Here is a 26,711-nt window from a genome sequence, read left to right as displayed (position 1 = left end):
CTTTTTACTGCTTAGCTGTGACGGATGTACTCATCCATTTCAGTTTTCAGGTTATCGGACTTAGTACCGAAGATAGCCTGAACACCGGAACCCGCCACTACAACGCCCGCCGCACCCAGTTTCTTCAGGCCAGCCTGATCCACTTTGGCAACGTCAGCGACGCTGACACGCAGACGAGTGATGCACGCATCGAGGTTAGTGATGTTTTCTTTACCGCCGAATGCCGCAACCAGGGCCGGAGCCATTTCGCCGGACGCACCCGCTTTGGTGTCTTCGGTAGCATCTTCACGACCCGGAGTTTTCAGGTCCAGCGCTTTGATCAGCACACGGAAGATGGTGTAGTAAACAATCGCATAACCGATACCGACAATCGGGAACAGCCACAGTTTGCTGCTGTTACCGGACAGAACGATAAAGTCGATCAGACCGTGGGAGAACGACGTACCGTCACGCATACCCAGCAGGATACAGATCGGGAATGCCAGACCAGCCAGAATTGCGTGGATGATGTACAGGATCGGTGCCACGAACATGAACGAGAACTCGATCGGTTCGGTAATACCGGTCAGGAACGAGGTCAGCGCCGCGGAGATCATGATACCGCCCACTTTCGCGCGGTTTTCTGGTTTAGCAGAGTGCCAGATAGCGATAGCGGCAGCCGGCAGACCGTACATTTTGAACAGGAAGCCACCAGACAGTTTGCCCGCAGTCGGGTCACCCGCCATATAGCGAGGGATATCGCCGTGGAATACCTGGCCCGCAGCATTGGTGTATTCACCGATCTGCATCTGGAATGGAACGTTCCAGATATGGTGCAGACCAAACGGCACCAGGCAGCGTTCAATGAAGCCATAGATACCGAACGCTACGACCGGGTTCTGGTATGCAGCCCACTGGGAAAACGTCTGAATAGCAGTCCCGATCGGCGGCCAAATGAAGGACAGAACCACACCGGTGAAGATAGCGGCCAGACCAGAAATGATAGGAACGAAGCGCTTACCCGCAAAGAAGCCAAGATACTCAGGCAATTTGATACGGTAGAAACGGTTGAACATATACGCTGCAATCGCACCGGAGATAATCCCCCCGAGAACACCCGTATCAGCAAGGTGTTTAGCTGCGATCTCTTCAGCAGGTAAATGCAGAACCAGCGGCGCAACAACAGCCATGGTCTTAACCATAATGCCGTAGGCAACAACGGATGCCAGTGCAGATACGCCGTCGTTATTGGTGAAGCCTAACGCGACACCGATGGCAAAAATCAGCGGCATGTTTGCAAAAACAGAACCGCCTGCTTCTGCCATTACGTGCGATACAACGGCTGGCAGCCAGCTGAAGTTAGCGGAACCGACACCCAGCAGGATACCTGCAATCGGGAGTACGGATACCGGCAGCATCAGCGATTTACCGACCTTTTGCAGGTTAGCAAATGCATTCTTAAACATAATTGAGAGTGCTCCTGAGTATTTGTGCTTTTCTACGTTCTCACGCATTAGCGAGGGGGGAGAACCTCGCCGTGTACAGGGCATCTAAGTACCCTTTATTTATTACACAGAGTAAAATAATTCAGTTTGTTTTTGTTTGACGGCTATCACAATTCAGTCGTGGATGGCCGTAAAATCCGCACATTCCGATAAAATGCGTTTCTGAATGTGTCAAACCGGTTATTCACCGCCCATTTTGAGGCGGTGAACTTTACTCGCTTTGCTTATTAATTACGAGCTTTAAAAAAAGTCAGTTAACGAACGGATTGCAGGCGAGAAGCGTCGATGTGAAACAGGCGGGCAAAGTTATCAGTGGTTGCCTGCGCCAGTTCTTCAACGGCAACACCTTTCACTACGGCCATATACTCCGCAACGTCACGGGTCATGGCGGGCTGGTTCTCTTTTCCACGATGCGGTACAGGCGCAAGGTAGGGAGAATCCGTCTCAACCAGCAACCGATCCAGAGGAACATAGCGGGCGGCATCACGGAGCTGATCTGCGTTACGGAACGTGACGATGCCGGAAAACGAGATATAAAATCCGAGGTCCAGCAATTTGCCCGCCGTTTCTCTGTCCTCTGTAAAACAGTGTAGTACGCCACCACAATCCGTCACTTTTTCTTCGCGCAGAATAGACAGCGTATCGGCTCGCGCATCGCGGGTATGCACGATAACTGGCTTTTGTAACTCACGGCCAATCTGAATATGATGGATAAAAGATTCCTGCTGGCGCACCTTTGTTTCCGGCGTATAGAAATAGTCCAGCCCAGTTTCCCCCATCGCCACAACGCCCTCTTCAGCGGCAAAACGGCGCAAGTCTTCAACATCATAGACTTCATCCTGATTTAACGGATGCACGCCGCAGGAGAACACCACATTGTCACGTTCACCGACCAGTTCGCGCATACTGCGGTATCCTGGCAGAGTGGTCGCGACGGCAAGACAGAATTTCACATCGCGTGCGGCTGCTTTCGCCAGCACGTCATCCACGTCCTTATGCAGAGATTGATAATCCAGGCCATCAAGATGGCAGTGTGAGTCGACTAAAAACATAATGTCTCTCTCAAAGATGGGGAACAGGCAGTACGGTGCCTGGTTGCAGGTAATGCTCAATACGCAGGATAAGATCGGTTAACACCAGTTCACGGTTTACGCCTGTTACGTTCAGCAACTGCTGACGGCAATGACAAACGTCACCGAGTATCGCCTGTATCCGGGCGACGGATAACCGTTCTGCGATAGAAGATATCAGGTCCAGCGCATCAGGATTGGTTAAATGGGAAACCCCATACGGACGCTTCAAGGCATCCGTCAACAACGTTGCCAGCCAGTGTAAACGGGCGGCGGCCTGATCGTGGTTTAACGCCGCGAGCAGGATATACCAGTCACCTGCGTTTAATGTGTTTGCCAGTGCCGCACAAAAATCTGTGCGATGCGCCCAGCTTTCAGCCTGTAACAACGAGAGTGCCGCACCAGGCGAACCCGCGCTCAGGCGTAATGCGCTCAACAGAGCTTCTGGAGATGCGGTCACTTCGCGGGCGAGCCAGGAGATTGCGTACGACTCAGCCGGCGGCGCAAGATGGTGTAACCGGCAGCGGCTGCGCAATGTCGCCAGCAATCGCGCAGGCTCTGTGCTGGCGAGGAAAAACCAGGTTTGTGCCGGCGGTTCTTCCAGCGTTTTTAGCAGAGCATTGGCAGCAGCATCAGTTAACTGGGCGGCATCAGGGATCCACACCACTTTCGCACCGCCAAGGCGTGAATGCTCGTACAGCTTTTCACTCACTTCACGTACAGCATCAACCCCCAGCGTGCTTTTGCCTTTTTCCGGCAGCAGCGAATAGTAATCAGGATGCGTCCCCGCCTGCATCAACTGACAGCCCCGGCAGTGTCCGCAGCTTTTATGCCCTTCAGGCTGCTGGCACATTAAATAGCGACTGAGCGCGTAAATCAGCGCGTCGTCACCCATTCCGGGTAACGCCTGAATCAGTAACGCATGGTGACCACGACCGGCCTGGTAGCTGGCTACCAGTTTTTCAAAATCTGGTCGTAACCATGGGTACCATTTCATGCGCCCTGCTCCTGCACCCACTGGGTGATGGTATTGCGGATATCAGCCATCACAGCTTCCAGCGGCTGCGTAGCGTCGATGGTACGAATGCTGGCATCTTTGGCAGCCAGTTCAAGATAGCGCGCGCGGGTGCGATTAAAGAAATCGAAAGATTCCTGCTCAATACGATCCAGCTCGCCGCGCGCACGGGCACGCTTCAATCCGACCTCTGGAGTCACGTCCAGATAGAGCGTCAGGTCCGGGCGAAAATCACCGAGCACCGCATCGCGCAGGGTTGCCAGCATGTTTTGATCGATGCCGCGTCCGCCCCCCTGATACGCCTGGGTCGACAAGTCGTGACGGTCACCAATTACCCACGCGCCTTTTGCCAGCGCAGGTTTAATAACGGTTTCGACCAGCTGTACGCGCGCGGCGTAAAACATCAGAACTTCAGCTTTGTCAGTGATGACCTCGTCACCCACCGACTTAATGTCCAGCACCAGACTTCTTAGTTTCTCAGCGAGCTGAGTTCCCCCCGGTTCGCGGGTAAAAACCATGTTACGAATACCGAGTTGCTCAAGTGTCTCTACCACCACGTTACGCGCGGTGGTTTTTCCGGCGCCTTCCAGGCCCTCGATGACGATATAGTTACTGCCCATTTTTTTCCTTAAGCACTTTCAGGTAATCCTGCACGGACCGGTTGTGGCTGGCAAGATTGGTGTTAAACGTGTGACCGCCTTTACCGTCAGCCACGAAATAGAGGTACGGCGTTTTTGCCGGATGCGCCGCGGCCTGCAATGAGGCCTCTCCCGGCATGGCAATCGGGCCAGGTGGCAAGCCCGTAATGGTATAGGTGTTATAGGCGGTCGGGGTATCTAAATCCACACGCGACAACTTGCCATTATACCGTGACCCCATCCCGTAAATCACCGTCGGATCGGTCTGTAAACGCATGCCAATCCGTAAGCGGTTAATAAAGACGGAGGCCACCTGGTCACGCTCGCTGGCAACCGCAGTCTCTTTTTCGATAATAGAGGCCATAGTTACCAGCTGATTTTTGTCCTGATAAGGCAGGCCTTCAGCGCGCCCTTCCCAGACGGAGTCTACCGCTTTAACCATTTTCTGATGCGCGCGTTTTAGCAACGCCACGTCGGTTGTATTGGCGGTATACATCCAGGTATCTGGCCAGAACCAGCCTTCTACCCATTGCGGGTTCTCCAGCTTCAGCGCCTGAGCAACGGTCTCGTAATTATCATCGCTCAGCGTATGTTTGATGTACGGGGCGTCACGAAGCTGTTTGAGGTAGTCGCTCAAACGCATCCCTTCAACCAGACGTAACGGGAACTGCGCCTCTTTACCGCTTTCCAGCAACTGCAACATGTCCCGGACTGTCATGTCGGGCGTAAAACGGTAGGTTCCGGCTTTAAAATGCGACAGTTCGGGTTCCACACGCAGCAGCCACTGGAACACACGCGGACGATTGATGATTTTTTCGCGATAAAGTTGCTCGCCCAGCGCCAGACGCCCGGTGCCTGCCTTCAGGGAAAAAATAGCCTCTTCTTTGATGAGTAGCGTACTGTTCGCCAGTTGGCGAACTTTCCACGCGCCGAACCCGGCAGCGATACCCATCACTACCAGCAACAATAATAAAACGCCTAACAATTTCTTCATGCTAATCAGACAACTCACACAGTGGGGCTAAATATTGGTAAAGTTCGCGCGACGGCCAGCGTTGGCCCTCAAATTTTTGCACCGGAACAATCGGCATCAGTGCATTGCAGATTAAAACTTCGTCCGCATCGACCAGCGTCTCAAGGCGAGCGGCAACTTCCGCCACCCGATACGGCGAAGCGGCGAGCTGCCTGATAATGTGCTGGCGCATAATACCGTTAACGCCCGCCTGATCAAGACACGGGGTAAACACATCCATTCCCCGGCGCCAGAATAAATTCGCGGCACAGCATTCCGTAAGCCACCCTTCGCTGTCAAGGACCAGCGCCTCATCGGCGTTTGTCTGCTCAAGATGAGCGCGGATCAGCACCTGCTCCAGTCGATTGAGGTGTTTCAGGCCAGCAAGTAACGGATTTCGTCCTAATCGCACGGAGCTTTGCGACAGAGTTATTCCGTGCTGACGCCAGGTGGCATAATGCGTCGGAGCAGGGGTTCCGCTAACAATTCGCGTAGGGGTATGGCATCCCGCCAGGCCGTAGCCCCGTGATCCGGCTCCGCGGGTTAGGATGACCTTAACCACTCCGGTATTATCAGTCCTGGCAATCGTCTGCATCTCCTGGCGCAAATCAGACCATGCCGTAAAAGGGATCATCAGTACGTCGCACGTTTTCTGCAGCCTTTGCAGATGCATTTCCAGCAACTGAACTCGCCCGTTCACCACGCGAGCCGTGGTGAAGCACCCGTCACCAAACTGAATGCTCCTATCAGTTACAGCAAGATTTTCAGCAGGCTGGCCGTTAATTACAAACATGCTTTCTCCTCATTTCTCTCCATCAAGAGTGCCTTTCATGACCCTTTTGTGCAAGCGCAGCCATGTCGTTATGACCCCATCGCCCCCGGTGATTGACCTCACAGGAAAGATTTTTTTGCGCGCAAGCAACATGATATATAATCACGAGAATTATTAATATTAAGAATCCCCCTAGAATTTTATACGTAATTCACTAAAAACCATAAAATAAATTGATACAATTTTAAATAAAACAACAGATCTCACGTTTTTTATTTCTATAAAACAAAGGGTTTCAAATCCAATTCCCAAAACAAATAAATAAATAAATAAAATTCATAATTCACATATATATTTCTGTGAAATATAGCATCAACAGCTATTGGTTGTTATTTATAACGTCATACAAAAATAAATTGAAAATACAAAAACAACACACTATATTATTATCGAGAAAGCAACTCATCCATATAATATATATCATTGCTACAGCTTATATATATAAGGTGTGCGTTGCTATTACGTTCAAAACTGGACCTATTACTTCACCAAAAGGAATGGTTAAATGAAGTGCTCAAATAAAATATTAGGTATTGTTTTAATTGGTTCTGCATCACTGGCAAATGCGTCAGTCACTCAAGTCGATGCCGGGACCATTAATTTCAATGGCGAAGTTGTCTCTGCACCTTGCGTGGTTACGCAGGGTGATAACAATCAGAATATTACGCTGAATGACGTTGAAAAAAATCAGTTTTATATTGCTGGCGCTACCGATGCATCTGTAGGGCGAGTCGGCAGCCAGCCCGCTGAGTTTACAATTCACCTGGAACAGTGTGACACCAGCCAGGAACAGAGCGTAACCTTTAAGTTTAATGGCGATGCTGATACCGGTAACTCCGACGTGCTGAAAAACAGCGCGGCCAGCGATGCCGCAAGCGGCGTCGGCGTGGCGCTCTTCGAAAGCAATGGTACAACCCCCGTGAAGGTTAACCAGGATACCGCTACCCCTCTTGTTATCCCTGTTGGCGCCACAACCGGTGAGCAAACGTTTAAAGCCGATTATATTGCGACAGCGTCAACGGTCACCGTTGGGGACGTAGTCGCCACCACCACATTTGACGTAACGTTTAACTAATTATTCCCCTTCGTGACAGCGCACCAGAAGGGCTGCTCTGTTGCGAAGGTATTTTACTTCCCACTCTACCGTTATGTAATGGATTATATATAATTAGGCACTGAATTATGCTTAGCTTACAACGCCTTCTCATTTTTTTATTTGTCTTATTCTCACTCCCAAATGCCAACGCAGCAGATACATCACCGGTCGGGGGAATTGGGTTAAATAGATCACGTATTATCATCGCCGCGGGCGAAAAACAAACGATGCTGGGCGTACGTAATACCAGCCCGAAACAACACTTTCTGGTGCAATCATTTATTGAAGATTTCTCCAGGAATAAAGTGAATGATTTTATTATTACACCACCTCTATTTGTTATGAACCCGAAAGATGAAAACAGCTTGCGTATTATATATACCGGTAAAAAACTTCCGGACGATCGCGAAACGCTTTACTGGATTAATGTAAAAGCCATTCCCTCTTCTGGAAGTGAAAAACAAGGGAACTCACTAAAAATTGCCATACAGAACCGTATTCGTCTGCTGGTCCGCCCGGAGGAACTCCCGGTGAAGTTTAGCGATGCGCCAGGATTGCTGCAGTTCCGCCGCGATAACACGAGCTTAGTTATTAATAACCCAACCCCCTATTACATTAGTCTGGTCAATATTCAGGTGGGCGCGGGCAAACTGACCAGCAATACCATTCAGCCGTTTAAAGAGACCCGTCTGCCGCTCCCCGCAGGGGCAAAAGGTGCCGTTTCTTTCCAGGCCGTGAATGATTACGGTGCCTATACGCCCGTGATTAAGAGGGCGATGTAATGAGAAACCATCGTGATAGCGTCTTTTTATGCGGCTGCCGACTCTCTGCTATCGCTTTGCTCTGCGCAAGCTGCAACGCAACGGCCGATAAACTCCATTTTGACCCGGCGTTTTTATCTAACGATCCCTCCGCCGTGGCGGCACTCGACCTTTTTGAGCAAGGGGCCACACAGCCACCGGGAAAATACCACGTTGAACTGTGGCTTAATGATGAACGTGTCGGTACTCAGGATATCGCGTTTGAGTTTAACAAAGGAACGTTAGAGCCTTGTTTTAGCGCTGCCGATCTTAAAGCGCTGGGCATTAAACTGCCGCCAGATAAAACCCCGGCTGCCGAAGGCTCATGCCAGCTCATCACCCGCCAAATCGACGACGCAACGGCGAACTACGACTCTCGTCGCCAGGTACTCAAAATCACCGTACCACAGATCCTGATGCAGCAAAACGCCCGTGGCTATATTGATCCTGAAGAGTGGGATGATGGTATCACCGCGCTACTATTGAACTACCAGTACAGCGGCAGTACCGGCAGCGGCGGGATGTCCGGTGACGATAACTTCCTCAACCTGCAAAGCGGAGTCAACCTCGGCCCCTGGCGTCTGCGCGACTACTCCACCTGGAGCAATCAGAGCGGCAGCAACGACGCCTCCGGCGGTGATTTTCAGCACATCAGCACCACGTTAACGCGCAGTATTAACGCCCTGCGCAGTACCCTGGAGCTCGGCGACACCTGGACCTCTGGCGAGCTTTTTGACAGCATTAACTTACGCGGTGCACAACTGGAATCTGAAAATGGCATGTATCCAGACAGCTTGCAGGGCTTTGCCCCGACCATTCACGGTACGGCCAGAAGTAATGCCCAGGTCAGCGTAAAACAAAACGGTTATGTGATTTACCAAACTTATGTTCCACCGGGTGCTTTTGTGATTAACGATCTCTATCCGGCGGCATCAAGCGGCGATCTGGAAGTCACGATTAAAGAGTCGGATAACAGCCAGAGCAGCTTTATCGTTCCCTACTCCGCCGTTCCTGTGCTGCAACGTGAAGGGCGAATCAACTACAACGTTGCGGTCGGCCAGTACCAGTCGAACGACAATCATCAGGATGAACCTGAGGTAGCACAGGCCCAGCTATTCTGGGGGCTTCCCTATAACACCACGCTGTATGGCGGCGCTCAGTGGTCAGACAAATATCTGTCACAGGCACTGGGCCTGGGGCTGAATATGGGAAGTTTAGGCGCTATCTCGGTAGACGTGACGCATGCTGATAGTACCCTGGCAGATGATTCCAAACACAGCGGCGAATCGTATCGTTTCCTTTATTCCAAAACGCTGGAGCAGACCAACACCCACATTCAGCTGGCGGGGTATTGCTATTCCACCCGCGGGTTCTATAACCTGCAGGACACCACCTGGGACAGAATGTCGGGCGACAAGGCATCGTGGGATGAAGATGATGATCGCACCGTGCTCAACACCTGGAACCTGAGCCAGAATAAACGTTCGCAGTTTCAGTTATCCCTGTCCCAGTCACTGGGGGAATGGGGTTCGGTTTTCGTGAGCGCGGATAATCAGGAGTACTGGAACTCTACTGCGTCAACCCGCAATATCCAGACCGGTTACAACGGTACGTTCAATCAGCTGACCTACAGCGTGACCTACAGCTATAACAAGGTTAGCGGCAGCAGCAACGACCGTATTCTGTTCGTTAATCTCTCGGTTCCACTGAGCGCATTTTTACCTGCGTCAGATGATTACAGCAGCGCGCGCAACCGCGCCTGGGTTAGCTATAGCAACAATACGGACAGTAATGGCAACAGTAGCAACAGCCTGGGGCTCTCCGGCTCGCTGCTCAAAGACGGTAACCTGAACTACAACGTCAGACAGAACGTCAGCAACCAGAACGCCAGTTACGGTGGTAACGCCAGCCTGAACTATCGGGGCGCCAGAGCGCAATCCAACCTTGCGTATAGCTACGACACTCACGGCAATCAGCTCAACTATGGCATTCAGGGTAGCGCCCTGGTTCATGCGAACGGCATTACGTTAAGCCAGGAGCTCGGTGATACCAATGTGCTGATTAAAGCACCGGGTGCGGAAGGTGTGGCGCTGGAAAACGCCACGGGCATTAAAACCGACTCCCGCGGTTATACGGTGATCCCCTGGGCGACCGCCTGGCGACAGAACCGTATCGCCCTGCGCGCCTCGGATATCAACGATGACGTAGAGATCACCCACAACGTCCAGTATGTCGTTCCCACCAAAGGGGCCATCGTCCGCGCCGAATTCGACGCAAAAGTCGGTGCTCGTGCGCTGATAACCCTGACCCACAACGGCAAGCCGATACCGTTCGGCGCCACGGTGACTAACGGGGAAAACGACAACGCCAGCATCGTCGGTGATAACGGTCAGGTCTTTATGAGCGGCCTTGCCGCGCAAGGGATGCTGAAAGCAAATTGGGGTAAAAACGTCAACCAGCGCTGCCAGGCAAGCTATCAGCTGTCTGCCAGCGATGCACCCTTGTTACAACTACAGGCGGAGTGTCAGTAATGAAGCGAATGTTAAAAATCACCCTTCCCTGTCTGGCGCTCATCATGAGCGCAGGCTTCTCCTACAGCGCACTCGCCTACACCGGCTGGTGCGCCAGTGGCTCTGATACCAGCACCCCAGGGGTAGGAACCCCTAAGCAGTATACTTTCTCACTCAACGCCACGGTCAATGATGTCACGGAGGTCACCCCTGGGAAAACGTTCCGCCAGGACTGGAATGAAAACGGGACATACGTCGGCTGGTGTGACAACCAACCCGGCGTAAAAAGTGAAACCTGGTTTAAAGGCCTCCCCGGCCCACAGCTTACCAGTGAAGTTCCTGGCGATGCCCGTTTCTATTACATCCCGAATACCGATAACACGCTATCCGTTCGAACATATATTTATATTGTTGGCCATAACTACCTTCGCGTGCCGTTGTATGACGCCAGTAACCTTACACCTGACGATCACAGCAAACCCGGTCCCCACTGGAGCAGCGGGAGCACGGGGTATATTACCTTGCGGATAGAAAAACCCATCGCCTCGTCTCATATCATGATCCCGCCAACGGTTGTCGCCGAACTATGGGGATCACATACCAAAGGCTCTTACGGCCCCTCGCCGATGGTACAAATTATCGTCTCGGGTTCTATCATCGTGCCGCAGTCCTGTACCATCAACGCCGGGTCGACGCTCTCTATCGATCTGGGCGATGCATGGGCGGGTGACTTTAAGGTTCCGGGGGCAAAACCCGACACCTATGAACCGAAAGTCGTTACCGTGGAAGCCCATTGCGACAATGCGAACGCAACAGAGCAGCTCAACCTCGGCATGAATGCTGCTGTCGCCGCGGGTGGCTATGGTGCGATTAAAACCACCAACGACAATATCGGCATTATGCTCTCGGCGCAATCAGCCCAGAGTCCAGAAACACAGTTCCTGACGAGTGACCCGTCGATACGCGTGCCTTTCCAGTTAGATGCGGACAACGGCAAAGCGACAATCACGCTGAAATCATGGCCGGTAAAAGTATCGTCAGAGGATCTCACCCCTGGCGGCTATTCAGCCACCGCGTTACTGGATGTGTATGTACCATAAGGAGAGGATACTGAAATGCGGATATCTGTTTATAGCTTACTGATTGCGCTGGCCGTTGTTCCATATTGTCAGGCTGAAACGGAGGCTGGCAGCGGCGCACTCTATTTCACTGGCAATATTCTGGCGCGCTCCTGCGATGTCCAGACGAGCGACTACGACCGGGTGATTAATCTTGGCGATCATGACCGAAAGCTATTCTCGCATAGCGGGGATGTTTCACCTTCTGTTCCACTGAATGTCACCCTGGTGAACTGCCAGCTAAACCCTGGCACCACGAACACCATCAGCATGACCCTTGAGGGTGATGGGGACCCGGATGATACAACCCTGCTGCAATTAACCGACAAAGGGAACAGCGGTACGGCCAGCGGCATCGCTGTTGAAATTCTCGATAACAACGAACAGCGCGTCGCGCTGAACAGCGACGTGATAAAAACCCCGATGCTCGCGGGTAGTACGCCGCTTCACCCCCTGAAACTTCGCTATCGTGCGACCCAGAATCAGGTTACGCCCGGGAAGGCGAACGCCATATTGTGGATAACCCTGCATTATGAGGAGTAAAAAAATGAAGTACGCGGTTTGCGCATTATGGCTGAGCCTCTCTTTCGCTGCTTATGCTGTCGAAACGGACTCATTTCAGCTCCAGCTCGTCGGCAGGATCACGGACAGCACCTGCGAGGTCGCAGTGACAGACAAAACGAAAGATGTCCCGATGGGGAGCTATCAGGCGCAGGATTTTAATCAGGTTGACGCTGTCACGCCTCCCGTATCGTTTACCGTGCAGCTTGAAAACTGCGGCACGGAGACGCAGGAAGTTCGCGTTGCATTTACCGGTACCGGGGCATCCGGCAACAATACACTGCTGGCGCTGGATAACCTCTCCATCGACCAGCTGGCGATCCGCATCCTGGATAAGGACAAAACGCCTATTGCTTTAAATGACAGCACTAACGGTGGTCGACTCTACCCGCTGATTCAGGGTGCCAGCAGCCAGACGCTCCAGTTTTATGCACAATATGTCGTGCTGAGCGTTCCGTTAGATCCAGGCGAAGCCAACGCCAGCGCCAAACTTTCTCTGACATGGCCATAATCATGAAGCGGCTATGCTGGGTGCTCACCACGCTGTTGCTATTCTCTTATAGTGCGAGTGGTGGCGTGGTGATTGGTGGTACGCGTTTTATCTTCCCACAGGCGGATAAAACGCTGGTGGTTGCCCTGCGCAATACGGAAAAAAAGCCGTTTCTGGTGCAAAGCAAAATCATCAGTGATAACGGGTTCAGCACTTCCGGGCTGCTGAGCCCTACCACCGAGCCGCAAAAATCACCGTTTATTGCTACACCACCGCTAGTAGTAGTTAATGGTGGAGACGAGCAGCAGATTAAAATCATTTATGTGGATGATTCGCTGCGAGGCGATCGGGAAAGTTTATTCTGGCTCTCTGTGGCTGCCATTCCACCTACAGACAGCAGTGAAGGGTTGGTGTCTCCGGTAAAAATCGCCGTAAGTCAGCAGATAAAAATACTCTGGCGACCGACGGGGATGCCGACGACACCGGTGGCGAAGCGTAAACCGTTAACGTGGCAACGCCATAACGCGAAGGTGACCGTCAGCAACGACTCCCCCTGGTACGTCACGCTATCCGCGTTACGGATCAACGGCAAAGCGCTACAGGGAGGCATGGTGCCGCCGTTTAGTCAGCGAGCCAATGACTGGTGTCCTGAAAAAGGGAAGTGTGAAATTTCCTGGCAAAAGCTGGGGGACAGAGGAGAAATAATACAAAGGATGAACATGTCGCTTTAATCTGATGCCGGACATAAAATGTCCAGCATCATCGTTTATAACTAAACGCGTTTAAAGATCAAAGATCCGTTGGTGCCGCCAAAGCCGAAGGAGTTACACAGTGCGTACTCCAGACCACTAACCTGACGCGCTTCGTGAGGTACGAAGTCCAGGTCACAACCTTCATCCGGGTTATCCAGGTTGATGGTTGGCGGAATAGCCTGATCGCGCAGCGCCAGGATAGAGAAAATAGACTCTACCGCGCCCGCTGCACCCAACAGGTGTCCGGTCATGGATTTAGTGGAGCTTACCATCACACGGCTTGCCGCATCGCCAAAGACAGATTTCACTGCCTGGGTTTCGGCTTTATCGCCAGCAGGAGTAGACGTGCCATGCGCGTTGACATAGCCGATCTGACCCGCTTCGATAGCCGCATCGCGTAGTGCATTGACCATTGCCAGCGCAGCGCCCGCACCGTTTTCCGGTGGTGACGTCATGTGGTAAGCATCGCTGCTCATGCCAAAACCAACGACTTCAGCATAGATTTTTGCACCGCGCGCTTTCGCATGCTCGTACTCTTCCAGTACCACCATGCCTGCGCCGTCGCCCAGCACAAAGCCATCACGTTCTTTATCCCACGGACGGCTTGCAGCTTGCGGGTTATCATTACGTGTAGACAGCGCACGTGCCGCGCCAAAACCACCCACGCCCAGCGGGGTACTGGCTTTTTCTGCACCACCCGCAACCATCGCGTCTGCATCGCCGTATGCAATGATACGTGCTGCATGACCAATGTTATGCACACCTGAAGTACAGGCGGTCGCAATGGAGATGCTTGGCCCTTGCAGGCCGTACATGATGGTCAGGTGACCTGCCACCATGTTAACAATCGTTGACGGAACGAAGAACGGGCTGATCTTACGTGGACCGCCATTCACCAAAGAGGTGTGGTTTTCTTCGATCAATCCGAGACCGCCAATACCAGAGCCGATAGCGGCGCCGATACGGTGAGCGTTCTCTTCCGTAATTTCGAGACCAGAATCCTGCATGGCCTGAACGCCAGCGACAATTCCATATTGAATGAAAGCATCCATCTTGCGCTGTTCTTTGCGCGAGATAATGTCTTCACAGTTAAAATCCTTTACTAAGCCAGCAAATTTCGTTGCATAGGCGCTAGTATCGAAATGGTCGATCAGGCTGATGCCACTCTGACCGGCAAGGAGAGCTTTCCAGGTAGACTCTACGGTATTGCCGACAGGAGACAACATGCCCAGTCCGGTCACAACTACACGACGCTTAGACACGGTTGTCCTCCAGGGAGGGAAAATAATTCAAGTGGGATAAAAAGATAAAACTCAGGCGGTCGAATGACCGCCTGGAGATGTTCACTTACGCCTGGTGGCCGTTGATGTAATCAATGGCAGCCTGAACGGTAGTGATTTTCTCAGCTTCTTCGTCCGGAATCTCAGTATCAAACTCTTCTTCCAGAGCCATTACCAGCTCAACGGTGTCAAGAGAATCTGCGCCCAGGTCTTCAACGAAGGAAGCATTGTTGGTTACTTCTTCCTGCTTAACGCCCAGCTGTTCGCCGATAATTTTCTTAACGCGTTCTTCGATAGTGCTCATACTCTTAAATTTCCTATCAAAACTCGCTTTCGCGATGGTTTTCGTAGTGTATAAAATGTTGAAAAATTTGCAACTAAATCCCGGCAGGTCTTACCACGATTTTACGTTATTTTGAGGGCATTCACCCTAATAACGCAAATTTTTTTATCTCGTGGTTAAACCATGTACATCCCGCCGTTGACGTGCAAAGTCTCACCTGTGATGTAACTTGCTTCGTCAGAAGCTAAAAATGCAACCGCACTGGCGATTTCCTGAGCGCCGCCAAGGCGACCCGCAGGAACCTGCGCCAGAATACCCGCACGCTGATCATCAGACAGCGCACGCGTCATGTCCGTTTCAATAAAGCCCGGAGCAACAACGTTTACAGTAATGCCACGAGACGCAACTTCGCGCGCCAGTGATTTACTGAAGCCGATCAGACCCGCTTTCGCCGCAGCGTAGTTTGCCTGACCCGCATTTCCCATGGTACCAACCACAGAACCGATAGTGATAATACGCCCATGACGCTTTTTCATCATAGCTCGCATTACCGCTTTTGACAGACGGAAAACAGATGACAGGTTGGTTTCGATGATATCGTTCCACTCGTCATCTTTCATGCGCATTAACAGGTTATCACGAGTAATCCCGGCATTATTGACCAGGATATCGACTTCACCAAATTCTGCGCGAATATTTCCCAGAACAGATTCGATAGATGCCGGATCGGTCACATTCAACATCAGACCTTTACCATTTGCACCTAAGTAATCGCTAATGGCCTGCGCACCGCTTTCGCTGGTTGCAGTACCGATAACTTTCGCGCCACGGGCAACGAGTGTTTCAGCAATTGCGCGGCCAATGCCACGGCTTGCACCGGTAACCAGCGCGACTTTTCCTTCAAAACTCATGGTCTTCCTCTTTTATTGCTCTAGCGCCGCAGATAATGCCGCCGGCTCATTCAGTGCCGAAGCAGTCAGGGTGTCAACAATACGTTTCGTCAAACCGGTCAGAACTTTGCCCGGACCAACTTCATACAGGTGCTCTACGCCCTGGGACGCCATGAATTCAACGGTTTTAGTCCATTGAACCGGGCTGTACAGCTGGCGAACCAGCGCATCGCGAATAGCGTCTGCGTCTGTTTCGCACTTCACGTCGACGTTGTTCACAACCGGAACAGTCGGCGCGTTAAAAGTGATTTTTTGCAGTTCAACGGCCAGTTTCTCAGCAGCTGGCTTCATCAGCGCGCAGTGAGAAGGAACGCTGACCGGCAGTGGCAGAGCACGCTTAGCGCCAGCCGCTTTACAGGCTGCGCCGGCACGTTCTACGGCTTCTTTGTGCCCGGCAATAACCACCTGACCTGGTGAGTTAAAGTTTACCGGTGAAACCACCTGGCCTTCGGCAGACTCTTCACACGCTTTAGCGATAGCAGCGTCGTCCAGACCGATAATAGCAGACATGCCGCCAGTGCCTTCCGGTACCGCTTCCTGCATGAATTTGCCACGCAGTTCAACCAGACGAACGGCATCGGCAAAACCGATAACACCCGCACACACCAGCGCAGAGTATTCGCCCAGGCTGTGACCTGCCATCAGCGCAGGTGTTTTACCACCCTGCTGCTGCCATACGCGATAAAGCGCAACAGAGGCAGTCAACAGTGCTGGCTGCGTCTGCCAGGTTTTATTCAGCTCTTCGGCCGGCCCCTGCTGAGTCAACGCCCACAGATCATAGCCCAGCGCAGCTGATGCTTCAGCAAAAGTTTCTTCAACAATTGGGTAGTTTGCTGCCATTTCAGACAACATCCCAACGGTCTGGGAACCCTGCCCCGGGAACACAAATGCAAATTGCGTCATGTTTAAATCCTTATACTAGAAACGAATCAGCGCAGAGCCCCAGGTGAATCCACCCCCAAAGGCTTCAAGCAATATCAACTGCCCAGCTTTAATACGCCCGTCGCGGACGGCTTCGTCCAGCGCGCACGGTACGGAGGCCGCGGAGGTATTGCCATGTCTGTCGAGCGTTACGACAACATTATCCATCGACATACCCAGCTTTTTCGCGGTTGCGCTAATAATGCGGAGGTTTGCCTGATGCGGTACCAGCCAGTCCAGTGCAGAACGATCGAGATTATTTGCTTCCAGCGTTTCATCAACGATGTGTGCAAGCTCGGTCACCGCGACTTTAAATACTTCGTTACCCGCCATCGTCAGGTGGATCGGGTTTTCCGGGTTCACGCGATCGGCATTAGGCAGCGTCAACAGCTCGCCATAGCGACCATCAGCGTGCAGATGCGTAGAGAGAATGCCGGGCTCTTCTGATGCGCTCAGTACAACCGCACCTGCGCCATCGCCGAAAATAATGATCGTCCCGCGATCGGTTGGATCACAGGTACGAGCGAGGACATCTGAGCCAACCACCAGAGCATGCTTCACTGCGCCAGACTTAACGTACTGGTCGGCAACGCTCAAGGCGTAGGTGAAACCGGCACAAGCGGCTGCAACGTCAAACGCCGGACAGCCTTTGATCCCCAGCATACTTTGGATCTGGCATGCCGCACTTGGAAATGCGTGTGTGGATGATGTGGTGGCAACCACAATCAGACCAATTTGTTCTTTGTCGATGCCAGCCATTTCAATTGCACGGTTTGCGGCGGCAAAGCCCATCGTCGCAACTGTTTCATTTGGCGCTGCAATATGGCGTTCACGGATACCTGTGCGAGTGACGATCCACTCATCAGATGTCTCAACCATTTTTTCCAAATCGGCGTTAGTACGCACTTGTTCAGGCAGATAGCTGCCAGTACCAATAATCTTCGTATACATGTACGCTCAGTCACTTTTTGGTTATATACCGCCACGAGCAAATCGCTGATACGCTGGCAGCATTCACAAACGCACCGTTATCTGTGTGCTCGCGAGTTTGCGTTTTCGCCACCGTCCAGCAGTTCGAATCCAGCTGGGTATACAGATTCCAGGCGAGCGGCAATTCGCTGAGGAACTTGTCGCTGCACCGCCTGCACTGCCTGTTCAATCGCGACTTCAAATGCTCGCTGATTGGCCGCACCATGACTCTTAATCACCGTGCCGCGCAATCCTAACAGACAGGCGCCATTATACTGGTCGGGGTTGAGGTGACTAAATCGCCTTGTCAGACTTTTTTGTAACCAACGTTTTAATAACAGCAGCCACCACGACCGTTTTTTGCCCTCACCCTGAGACTTCAGCAGTGAAAGGAACATTCTGACAACACCTTCCATCGTCTTTAATGTGACATTACCTGTAAAGCCGTCACAGACCAACACATCAGTTTTGCCAGTCAGTAACTCATTGGCTTCAAGATAGCCGATATAATTGATAGAAGGGATTGTTTTTAGCACTGCAGAAGCATCCCGAATACTGTCGAGACCCTTGGTTTCTTCTTCACCGATATTGAGCAACGCAACACGGGGATTGGCAATTCCAACCACCTCTTCTGCCAGCACGGAACCCATGACGGCAAATTGCACCAACATCGTGCTATCACAATCCACGTTGGCGCCCAAATCCAGCACCACCGTTTTGCCCTTTTGCTGATGGGGTAAAACCGTCACCAGCGCAGGACGCTCAATCCCCTCAAGGGGTTTGAGCAATAACTTCGCAAGTCCCATTAGCGCGCCTGTATTGCCGGCGCTCACACAGGCTTCCGCTCGACCTTCTTTCACGAGCTCCAGGGCAACGCGCATTGAGCTTCCACGACTGGCGCGAATAGCTTGCGAGGGCCGGGCATCACTGGCAATAACTGACTGAGCAGGGATAATCTGCAGACGTGAACGTTGTTCGAAGTCAGCTTTGGCAAGTAATGGCGTGATTGTATCGGGATCCCCGACTAAAAGAAGTGTGAGTTGCGAATTAGAATTCAGTGCCTGCAATGCTGCAGGCACTGTCACGGTAGGGCCAAAATCGCCCCCCATGACATCTAACGCCAGGGTTAGACGTGTCAAGGTATCGTCGCTGCCCGGTTAGGTGTTTCCCCAGTTACCCGGGGAAAGCCTCACTAAGCTTCATCACGCGTGTACTCTTTGTCTTTCTCACCGTAGTAGGAAAGTCATTGAGTCATGCGTGATTACTTAGCGATTACCTTACGGCCACGGTAAAAACCGTCGGCAGTGATGTGGTGACGCAGGTGTTGTTCACCAGAAGTTTTGTCTACAGACAGGCTGGTGACTGCGGTCAGAGCGTCATGAGAACGACGCATGCCACGTTTGGAACGGGTTGGTTTATTCTGTTGTACGGCCATGGACCTTACTCCTCAATTACTTACGCTTTAAGCTGGCTAATACGGCAAATGGGTTTGGTTTTTGCGCTTCATCAGGCAATTCGCCAAAGACCATGTCCGCCTCGGACACTTCACAGTGTTCAGAATCATGCACCGGAACTACCGGCAAGGAGAGGATAATCTCATCTTCAACCATTGCAAGCAGATCGATTTCACCGAATTCGTTAACCTCAATCGGCTCATACGCTTCCGGGAGTGCTTCAGCCTGCTCGTCAGAACGGACAGGACTAAAACAATATGTTGTGTGAACATGAAGTGGGAACGGTTTCCCGCAACGCTGACATTCGAGCGTAACCGACACCTTTGCATCACCGGTTATAACGGCAAGGCGCTGGTTATCGATAGCGAACGACATGGAGCATTCCACATCACTGTCCACACTGACTACAGAATCGGCGACACGCTCAACCAGATCAGAAGTATAGATACCTTCATAATCGAGGCGTTTCTGAGCCGTACGAACCGGATCAAGAGTCAGGGGTAATTTTACCTTTTGCATAGGGCGCGCATATTAACTTTGTAACGTCATATAGTCAAAGAAAAAGGCAGCCTGTGGTTGCCTTTTGCCAATAATTCGCACACATTGCGGGTCATCGACTTAAAATCGCTCAACACAAGCCATTACAGCCAGCTTGTAGGACGAAGTCCATAGTTTAAAATGGCTCTCATCAATACGCTATATGCGAGGGAAAAAATATGCCTCAACTTATTCTTGCTTCTACCTCTCCCTGGCGTCGCGCTTTACTAGAAAAACTGGCAATCCCGTTCGAATGCGCAGCACCAGAGGTTGATGAAACGCCGTTACCGGGCGAAGCCCCCCGGCATTTAGTCTTGCGACTGGCGCAGAAAAAAGCGCAATCTCTCGCCCACCGTTATCCATCGCACCTTATTATTGGTTCCGATCAAATTTGTGTTCTCGATGGTGAAATAACCGGCAAACCGTTAACAGAAGAAAATGCACGCCAGCAGTTACTCAAAGCCCGTGGCAATATAGTGACGTTTTATACCGGACTGGCGCTGTATAATTCTGCGACCGGACATTTACAAACTGAAGTTGAACCGTTCGACGTGCATTTTCGTCACTTAAGCGAAACGGAAATTGAAGATTACGTGCGCAAAGAGCGCCCGCTGCATTGTGCCGGTAGTTTTAAAAGCGAAGGATTGGGCATTGCACTTTTTGAGCGCCTGGAAGGTCGTGACCCAAATACCTTAATCGGTTTGCCGCTAATCGCACTGTGTCAAATGCTGCGACGAGAAGATATGAACCCGCTAAAAGCCTGACGGGTTGACGGTTGTACAGGCCTAATCCTGTAGGCCTGATAGGCACAGCGCCTTCAGGCCTACAGGTAATGCGCGATAATATCAATGCGCATCAGCCTTTACTGCGTAACACCTCGAGGCAGCGCTTCAACTGCTTATCCATTGGCGCTTCAATACGCATTACTTCACCCGTCCCAGGATGAGTAAATTTCAACGCTGCGGCGTGCAAAAAGAGCCTGCTCAGCCCGGTATCCGCCAGTTGCTTATCGAACTCACGATCGCCATAACGGTCGTCAAAGGCAATCGGATGTCCGGCATATTGCGTATGCACGCGAATCTGGTGCGTGCGTCCGGTCACGGGACTGCAGCGCACAAGCGTAGCAAACGCGTAACGCTCTTCCACTTTAAAGCGTGTTTCCGATGGTTTGCCTTCCTGATTCACCCGCACGATACGCTCGCCGCTTTGCAGAATGTTCTTTAACAGCGGGGCCTGCACGGTTTTGACATGGGACTGCCACTGGCCGCGTACCAACGCGAGGTAGTCTTTCTGCATGCCTTTTTCACGCAGTTGTTCATGCAACGAACGCAAGGCAGATCGTTTTTTGGCCACCAGCAGCACGCCGGAGGTATCCCGGTCGAGGCGATGCACCAGCTCAAGGAAACGCGCTTCCGGGCGCAGCGCACGTAAGCCTTCAATGACGCCAAAGCTTAACCCGCTTCCACCATGCACGGCCGTACCTGAAGGCTTGTTAAGCACCAGAATGTGGTCATCTTCATATAAAATGACATCGGTCAGCGCCGCGACCTTTTGCAAATTCGGTGAAATGGCCTCTTCTTCACGTTCAGCGACACGTACAGGTGGAATACGCACAATGTCCCCGTCTTCGAGTTTGTACTCGGGTTTAATGCGTTTTTTGTTCACCCGCACTTCGCCTTTACGCAAAATGCGATAAATCATACTTTTCGGCACGCCCTTGAGCTGGGTGCGCAAAAAGTTGTCGATGCGTTGCCCTGCTTCGTCGGCAGTAATGGCAACTGTTTTTACGGCTGGAGTCTCTGTTTTCATGGGGGCCGATTTTAAATAGCCATCAAGATTCGCGCCACACATTTTTCTATGCTTATATTAACTGCTATACCTTATTACTTAAGTTTGACATAGCCGATTTGGTGGTTATTAAAGCAATCACTACGCGGAAGTGAAAAAACTGTGAGTAACCGGGTGATAAATGGCAAAAGTCATCTTGCTATAACAAGGTTAGCAGTGGAATAATGAGGTTGTTTCCGTGTTGAATCTTGTTAAAACAAGACCTTTTCCGGAATGACCCAATTTTGCCCGACCGATCATCAACGCAGCAATGGCGTAAGACGTATTGATCTTTCAGGCAGTTAGCGGGCTGCGGGTTGCAGTCCTTACCGGTAAGTGCTCTATAGATTTCGCGTTGTAGGAAGGCGGCAAGTCTGGGAACCCCAGGTGCTTACTCCTGTAAGTGGTTGGGGTAAGAAGATGAAGCCAACGCACCCACAGCGTGAAAGACGATAAGCACGATGGAAGCTTCTCTGGAGAGTAACACCCAGACTGTTCCCCTGATAATTGCGCTGTGTTTCCGTATGAAATACAGGCAACCGACACTCTGCGCCTCTTTGAGCTGACGATAACCGTGAGGTTGGCGACGCGAATAGACACGAGGCCATCGGTTCACACCCGGAAAGGCATTACTCTGCCCGCAGCTTAGTCGTCAATGTAAGAATAATGAGTAAGTTACGATGAAAAGAATGTTAATTAACGCGACTCAGCAGGAAGAGTTGCGTGTCGCCCTTGTAGATGGGCAGCGTCTGTACGATCTGGATATCGAAAGTCCTGGACACGAACAGAAAAAAGCCAACATCTATAAAGGCAAAATTACCCGTATTGAACCGAGTCTGGAAGCTGCTTTTGTTGATTACGGCGCTGAACGTCACGGTTTCCTCCCGTTAAAAGAAATTGCCCGCGAATACTTCCCCGCTAGCTACAACTCCCATGGTCGTCCCAACATTAAAGACGTGTTGCGCGAAGGTCAGGAAGTCATTGTTCAGATCGATAAAGAAGAACGCGGCAATAAAGGCGCTGCGCTGACCACCTTTATCAGCCTGGCAGGTAGTTATCTCGTTCTGATGCCGAACAACCCGCGCGCGGGCGGCATCTCCCGTCGCATTGAAGGCGACGACCGTACTGAATTAAAAGAAGCGCTGGCAAGCCTGGAACTGCCTGACGGCATGGGGCTTATCGTGCGTACCGCAGGTGTCGGCAAATCTGCCGAAGCACTGCAGTGGGACCTGAGTTTCCGCCTGAAGCACTGGGAAGCGATTCAAAAAGCCGCTGACAGCCGCCCTGCTCCGTTCCTGATCCATCAGGAAAGCAACGTTATCGTTCGCGCATTCCGTGACTATTTACGTCAGGACATCGGCGAAATCCTCATCGACAACCCGAAAGTTATGGAGATGGCGCGTCAGCACATCGCCGCGCTGGGTCGTCCGGATTTCAGCAGCAAAATCAAACTGTACACCGGTGAAATCCCGCTGTTCAGCCACTATCAAATCGAATCTCAGATTGAGTCCGCGTTCCAGCGCGAAGTGCGTCTGCCGTCCGGCGGCTCAATCGTTATCGACAGCACAGAAGCGCTGACCGCTATCGATATCAACTCCGCACGCGCGACCCGCGGCGGCGACATCGAAGAAACTGCGTTCAACACCAACCTTGAAGCAGCCGATGAAATTGCTCGTCAGCTGCGTCTGCGCGACCTCGGCGGCCTGATTGTAATCGACTTCATTGATATGACGCCGGTTCGTCACCAGCGTGCGGTTGAAAACCGTCTGCGTGAAGCCGTGCGCCAGGACAGAGCGCGTATTCAGATCAGCCATATTTCTCGCTTCGGCCTGCTGGAGATGTCCCGCCAGCGTCTGAGCCCGTCGCTGGGTGAATCCAGCCATCACGTATGCCCACGCTGCTCCGGCACGGGTACCGTACGTGATAACGAATCACTGTCGCTGTCTATTCTGCGTCTGATCGAAGAAGAAGCGCTGAAAGAAAATACGCAGGAAGTTCACGCTATTGTTCCAGTGCCGATCGCATCCTACCTGCTCAACGAAAAACGTACCGCGGTAAATGCCATCGAGACGCGTCAGAATGGCGTGCGCTGTGTGATTGTGCCAAACGATCAGATGGAAACCCCGCATTACTCCGTGCTGCGCGTACGCAAAGGGGAAGAAACACCAACCCTGAGCTACCTGCTGCCGAAACTGCATGAAGAAGCGATGGCATTGCCGACGGAAGAAGAGTTCGTCGAGCGTAAACAGCCAGAGCAGCCGGCATTGGCCACCTTTGCTATGCCAGAGGTGCCGCCAGCCCCTGCTTTGCAGGAACCTACTGCGAAGGCCGCCGCGCCTAAAGCCGCAGCAGCGACCGCGGCCGTCGCCGCGCAGCCAGGTTTGATTAGCCGTTTCTTCGGCGCACTGAAGTCCATCTTCAGCGGTAGCGAAGAAGTGAAACCGGTTGAACAACCTGCGCCGAAAGCTGAAGAGAAAACCGATCGCCAGCAGGATCGTCGTAAACCGCGTCAGAACAATCGTCGCGACCGTAACGATCGTCGTGATAATCGCGACAACCGTGGCGAGCGTGATAACCGTAACGAGCGTTCAGAAAGCGGCGAAAACCGTGAAGACAACCGCCGTAACCGCCGTCAGTCGCAGCAGCAAAATGCGGAAGCGCGTGATAGCCGCCAGCAGTCTACTGACGTCGCCGACAAAGCGAAATCCGGTGATGACCAGCAGGCTCCGCGTCGCGAGCGCAACCGCCGTCGCAACGATGATAAGCGTCAGGCGCAACAGGAAGTTAAAGAGCTGAACCTGGCAGAACAACCTGTGCAGGATACCGAGCAGGAGGAGCGTGTTCGTCAGCCTCAGACTCGCCGTAAACAGCGTCAGCTGACTCAGAAAGTTCGTTACACAGACAGCACGGCTGTTGAAGCTGAAGTTGCTACTGTCGAGGTGGTCGCTGAAACGGCTGTCGCTCAGCCAACTGAACAGCCCGTACCGGCACAGCGTACTGAACTGGCGAAAGTTGATCTGCCTGCCGTCGTTGCGACTGAGCAGGAAGACAACAGCGAAGCGCGTGACTCCAATGGTATGCCGCGTCGTTCCCGTCGCTCACCTCGCCATCTGCGCGTCAGTGGACAACGCCGTCGTCGCTATCGTGACGAGCGTTACCCGGTTCAGTCGCCGATGCCGTTAACGGTTGCCTGCGCATCTCCAGAATTAGCGTCCGGTAAAGTCTGGATCCGCTACCCTGTTGCTCGTCCTCAGGATCAGCAGGTTGCAGAGCAGCGCGAGCAGGAAATGCCAGTCGCCGTAGAGCCTCAGGTTGCTGCAGCTGTCGTTGAGCATATTGTGAACGCCCCTGCGTCGGTTGAAACCGTACAGCCAGAGGTGGACATTGCTGAACCTCAGGCTACCGTCGTTGAAACCACCCATCCGGAAGTCATCGCTACTCCGGTCGAGGAACAACCGCAAATTATCGCTGAATCTGACGCGCCTGTTGCTGAGGATACCGCGGCGAAAGCCGAACCTGTCGCTGAAATTGTGGCTGCGCCGGTTGTCGAAGAATCTGCGGAGGTTGTTATTTCTCAGCCTGAAGTGGCTGAAGAGATTGCCGAGGTTGTGGAAACAGCGCCAGTGGTTGAAGAAGTTGCCGCGCCGCAAGAGGTTGTTGCCGCACCGGTCGTCGAAGACGCAGTCGTTAAGTCTGAAGTTGTCGCAACCCGCGTTGACGCAGAACATCTTCACAGCCACGCGGCCGCCCCGATGACCCGTGCTCCTGCACCAGAGTATGTGCCTGAAGCGCCGCGTCATAGTGACTGGCAACGCCCGGAATTCACCTTTGAAGGTAAAGGTGCCGCAGGTGGACACAGCGCCACGCACCAGGCGACTGCGCCAGCAACGCGTCCGCAACCCGTTGAGTAAGTCATAATCAACATCAAAGCCGACCTTCGGGTCGGCTTTTTTTATCTCTGCTCTACGCACTCGCAAACTGAGAAGGCGTGGTTACGCTGGCAATCTTTAGCGGTGCGATTGCGCGGGTAATAAGATTAACGGGTAATCTGTCGCTGAGAAAATAACAGTGGCCTAAAAAAATGCCCGCTCCGGGGTGTTAAAGGAGCGGGCAGACAAACATATCCAGTTTCATGATATGTTCAAAAAGGTGTTACCGGTTCAGTTGAAATAGCGACATTCCCTGCATATCCGTAAACGTTTTGTACGATGCCTGCAGTGCGGCCTGCTGCATCACGTAGGACGAAATCGCTGCGTTCCAGTCAACATCCACCAGATTGCTCATCTGCTGAGTCTGGCCCAATGCGCGATCGGCGCCCAGTGAATCCAGTGAACTTAACTCGCTGAGCTGAGTCCCTAATTCTGCACGAACAGAAAGCACGTTATTCAATGAATTTTTCAGGCCACGACTGGTTTTATCAATGGCTGCAGAGGCGGTAGCTTTTGCCGCGTCATTGCCCTCAATCGGGGTTTTGAGCGCATCAATAGCGGTATCCAGCATTTTGAACAGGTTCTTTTCCTGAGTACCGCCGCCTGGTTCCGGTACGGCATTGCTGGTCAGATTAACAAATACTTTATCGCCAGTATGACCAATCACCATGGTACGGGAGGCATCGACCTGCTGGGTCACATTTGTTGTACCGCCGCTGTAAGCGCCATCTGCCTGAGCAAATGGTGCAGATTCTGTTTTATATCCGCCAAAAATATAGCGCCCATTACCGTCGGTGCTGTTCGCCAGGTTCATCAGTTGATCGCGGATCCCCTGCAGATCGGTGGCCAGCGATGCACGGTCGTCATCGCTTAACGTACCGTTCGCGGCATAGACAATTTTTTCCTGCGCGGTCTGAATTGCCGTCGTTACCTGACTCAGTACGTTCTCTTCCAGCGACACTTTTTGCGTCGCAAATGAACGTGCCAGCGTATATTGGCTGTTCTGCGCCTGTGCTTGAGAAAGCACCACGGCCTGCGAGGCGGCGATCGGATCGTCAGATGGGTTAATCACACGTTTGCCCGTTGACATCTGCTCGCCGAACTTCATCCATTCAGCCTGAGAGTTAGTGATGCCACGCATATTCTGCTGGTACATCATCTGGGTGCTGATACGCATTGTGTC

General features: G+C 52.3%; 25 protein-coding genes. 9 read left to right on the top strand and 16 right to left on the bottom strand.

Going from position 1 to position 26,711, the window contains the following annotated elements; all coding sequences use genetic code 11:
• Positions 1–11 precede the first annotated feature (11 nt).
• The 6 genes from ptsG to pabC form a co-directional block, all read right to left on the bottom strand.
• The gene (gene ptsG, locus WC7_RS16400) at positions 12–1,445 is read right to left on the bottom strand and encodes a PTS glucose transporter subunit IIBC (protein WP_016152655.1); all 1,434 of its coding nucleotides are present in this window, start codon (positions 1,443–1,445) and stop codon (positions 12–14) included.
• A 293-nt stretch (positions 1,446–1,738) separates the two neighbouring features.
• Positions 1,739–2,536: a metal-dependent hydrolase gene (locus WC7_RS16405; RefSeq protein WP_016152654.1), complete on the bottom strand. Its 798-nt coding sequence runs from the start codon at positions 2,534–2,536 to the stop codon at positions 1,739–1,741.
• Between the two features lie 10 nt (positions 2,537–2,546).
• A complete protein-coding gene (gene holB / locus WC7_RS16410; protein WP_016152653.1) occupies positions 2,547–3,551 on the bottom strand; it encodes a DNA polymerase III subunit delta' in 1,005 nt (334 codons plus the stop codon).
• Entirely contained in the window at positions 3,548–4,189 is a 642-nt protein-coding gene (gene tmk / locus WC7_RS16415; protein WP_016152652.1) for a dTMP kinase, read from the bottom strand. Before tmk ends, holB begins: the two co-directional genes overlap by 4 nt.
• On the bottom strand, positions 4,179–5,201 hold the full coding sequence (yceG, locus tag WC7_RS16420; protein WP_016152651.1) for a cell division protein YceG: 1,023 nt from the start codon (positions 5,199–5,201) through the stop codon (positions 4,179–4,181). Before yceG ends, tmk begins: the two co-directional genes overlap by 11 nt.
• A 1-nt stretch (position 5,202) precedes the next feature.
• Positions 5,203–6,012: an aminodeoxychorismate lyase gene (gene pabC / locus WC7_RS16425; RefSeq protein WP_016152650.1), complete on the bottom strand. Its 810-nt coding sequence runs from the start codon at positions 6,010–6,012 to the stop codon at positions 5,203–5,205.
• Positions 6,013–6,556: 544 nt separating this feature from the next.
• On the opposite strand from pabC, the gene WC7_RS16430 reads away from it, so the two are divergent.
• The 7 genes from WC7_RS16430 to WC7_RS16450 all read left to right on the top strand — a co-directional run bounded on the left by WC7_RS16430 (position 6,557) and on the right by WC7_RS16450 (position 13,357).
• Positions 6,557–7,126, top strand: coding sequence for a fimbrial protein (locus WC7_RS16430; RefSeq protein ID WP_016152649.1), 570 nt, complete (start codon positions 6,557–6,559; stop codon positions 7,124–7,126).
• Positions 7,127–7,233: 107 nt separating this feature from the next.
• A complete protein-coding gene (locus WC7_RS16435) occupies positions 7,234–7,929 on the top strand; it encodes a fimbria/pilus periplasmic chaperone (protein ID WP_016152648.1) in 696 nt (231 codons plus the stop codon).
• Positions 7,929–10,478 carry a fimbria/pilus outer membrane usher protein gene (locus tag WC7_RS16440; protein WP_016152647.1) on the top strand — a complete coding sequence of 850 codons (2,550 nt, stop codon included), beginning with the start codon at positions 7,929–7,931 and terminating at the stop codon, positions 10,476–10,478. The genes WC7_RS16435 and WC7_RS16440 overlap by 1 nt, the downstream gene beginning before the upstream one ends.
• The gene (locus WC7_RS16445; protein ID WP_016152646.1) at positions 10,478–11,557 is read left to right on the top strand and encodes a fimbrial protein; all 1,080 of its coding nucleotides are present in this window, start codon (positions 10,478–10,480) and stop codon (positions 11,555–11,557) included. The genes WC7_RS16440 and WC7_RS16445 overlap by 1 nt, the downstream gene beginning before the upstream one ends.
• 15 nt (positions 11,558–11,572) lie before the next feature.
• The gene (locus WC7_RS24865; RefSeq protein ID WP_016152645.1) at positions 11,573–12,118 is read left to right on the top strand and encodes a fimbrial protein; all 546 of its coding nucleotides are present in this window, start codon (positions 11,573–11,575) and stop codon (positions 12,116–12,118) included.
• A 4-nt stretch (positions 12,119–12,122) separates the two neighbouring features.
• A complete protein-coding gene (locus tag WC7_RS24860) occupies positions 12,123–12,647 on the top strand; it encodes a fimbrial protein (protein WP_016152644.1) in 525 nt (174 codons plus the stop codon).
• A 2-nt stretch (positions 12,648–12,649) separates the two neighbouring features.
• Positions 12,650–13,357, top strand: a complete 708-nt coding sequence (locus WC7_RS16450) for a fimbrial biogenesis chaperone (RefSeq protein WP_016152643.1) — start codon at positions 12,650–12,652, stop codon at positions 13,355–13,357.
• Positions 13,358–13,398: 41 nt separating this feature from the next.
• Here WC7_RS16450 and fabF read toward each other — a convergent pair whose 3' ends face one another.
• The 8 genes from fabF to yceD form a co-directional block, all read right to left on the bottom strand.
• Positions 13,399–14,640: a beta-ketoacyl-ACP synthase II gene (fabF, locus tag WC7_RS16455; protein WP_016152642.1), complete on the bottom strand. Its 1,242-nt coding sequence runs from the start codon at positions 14,638–14,640 to the stop codon at positions 13,399–13,401.
• An 85-nt stretch (positions 14,641–14,725) separates the two neighbouring features.
• On the bottom strand, positions 14,726–14,962 hold the full coding sequence (acpP, locus tag WC7_RS16460; RefSeq protein WP_000103754.1) for an acyl carrier protein: 237 nt from the start codon (positions 14,960–14,962) through the stop codon (positions 14,726–14,728).
• A 155-nt stretch (positions 14,963–15,117) separates the two neighbouring features.
• Positions 15,118–15,852, bottom strand: a complete 735-nt coding sequence (fabG, locus tag WC7_RS16465; protein ID WP_016152641.1) for a 3-oxoacyl-ACP reductase FabG — start codon at positions 15,850–15,852, stop codon at positions 15,118–15,120.
• A gap of 12 nt (positions 15,853–15,864) precedes the next feature.
• The gene (gene fabD, locus WC7_RS16470; protein WP_016152640.1) at positions 15,865–16,794 is read right to left on the bottom strand and encodes an ACP S-malonyltransferase; all 930 of its coding nucleotides are present in this window, start codon (positions 16,792–16,794) and stop codon (positions 15,865–15,867) included.
• A 15-nt stretch (positions 16,795–16,809) separates the two neighbouring features.
• Positions 16,810–17,763 carry a beta-ketoacyl-ACP synthase III gene (fabH, locus tag WC7_RS16475; protein WP_016152639.1) on the bottom strand — a complete coding sequence of 318 codons (954 nt, stop codon included), beginning with the start codon at positions 17,761–17,763 and terminating at the stop codon, positions 16,810–16,812.
• 77 nt (positions 17,764–17,840) lie between these two features.
• Positions 17,841–18,920, bottom strand: coding sequence for a phosphate acyltransferase PlsX (gene plsX, locus WC7_RS16480; protein ID WP_071601761.1), 1,080 nt, complete (start codon positions 18,918–18,920; stop codon positions 17,841–17,843).
• 122 nt (positions 18,921–19,042) lie between these two features.
• On the bottom strand, positions 19,043–19,216 hold the full coding sequence (gene rpmF, locus WC7_RS16485; RefSeq protein ID WP_003036242.1) for a 50S ribosomal protein L32: 174 nt from the start codon (positions 19,214–19,216) through the stop codon (positions 19,043–19,045).
• 16 nt (positions 19,217–19,232) lie between these two features.
• Positions 19,233–19,754: a 23S rRNA accumulation protein YceD gene (gene yceD, locus WC7_RS16490; protein WP_003036239.1), complete on the bottom strand. Its 522-nt coding sequence runs from the start codon at positions 19,752–19,754 to the stop codon at positions 19,233–19,235.
• Positions 19,755–19,951: 197 nt separating this feature from the next.
• Here yceD and WC7_RS16495 point away from each other — a divergent pair, with 197 nt between their 5' ends.
• Positions 19,952–20,536 carry a Maf family protein gene (locus WC7_RS16495; RefSeq protein WP_016152637.1) on the top strand — a complete coding sequence of 195 codons (585 nt, stop codon included), beginning with the start codon at positions 19,952–19,954 and terminating at the stop codon, positions 20,534–20,536.
• A gap of 91 nt (positions 20,537–20,627) precedes the next feature.
• On the opposite strand, the gene rluC is transcribed toward WC7_RS16495, so the two are convergent.
• Positions 20,628–21,581: a 23S rRNA pseudouridine(955/2504/2580) synthase RluC gene (gene rluC, locus WC7_RS16500; protein ID WP_049259723.1), complete on the bottom strand. Its 954-nt coding sequence runs from the start codon at positions 21,579–21,581 to the stop codon at positions 20,628–20,630.
• A 698-nt stretch (positions 21,582–22,279) separates the two neighbouring features.
• Between rluC and rne the strand changes: the two genes are divergently transcribed.
• Entirely contained in the window at positions 22,280–25,510 is a 3,231-nt protein-coding gene (gene rne / locus WC7_RS16505) for a ribonuclease E (protein ID WP_016152635.1), read from the top strand.
• A gap of 241 nt (positions 25,511–25,751) precedes the next feature.
• Here the strand turns inward: rne and flgL are convergent, their stop codons facing one another.
• Entirely contained in the window at positions 25,752–26,705 is a 954-nt protein-coding gene (flgL, locus tag WC7_RS16510) for a flagellar hook-associated protein FlgL (RefSeq protein WP_016152634.1), read from the bottom strand.
• Positions 26,706–26,711: the final 6 nt, after the last annotated feature.

The organism is Citrobacter sp. KTE151 (assembly GCF_000398845.1).
GTDB lineage: Bacteria > Pseudomonadota > Gammaproteobacteria > Enterobacterales > Enterobacteriaceae > Citrobacter > Citrobacter braakii.
The sequence above is the reverse complement of the archived record's forward strand: the minus strand, read 5'-3'. Positions and strand labels throughout refer to the sequence as shown.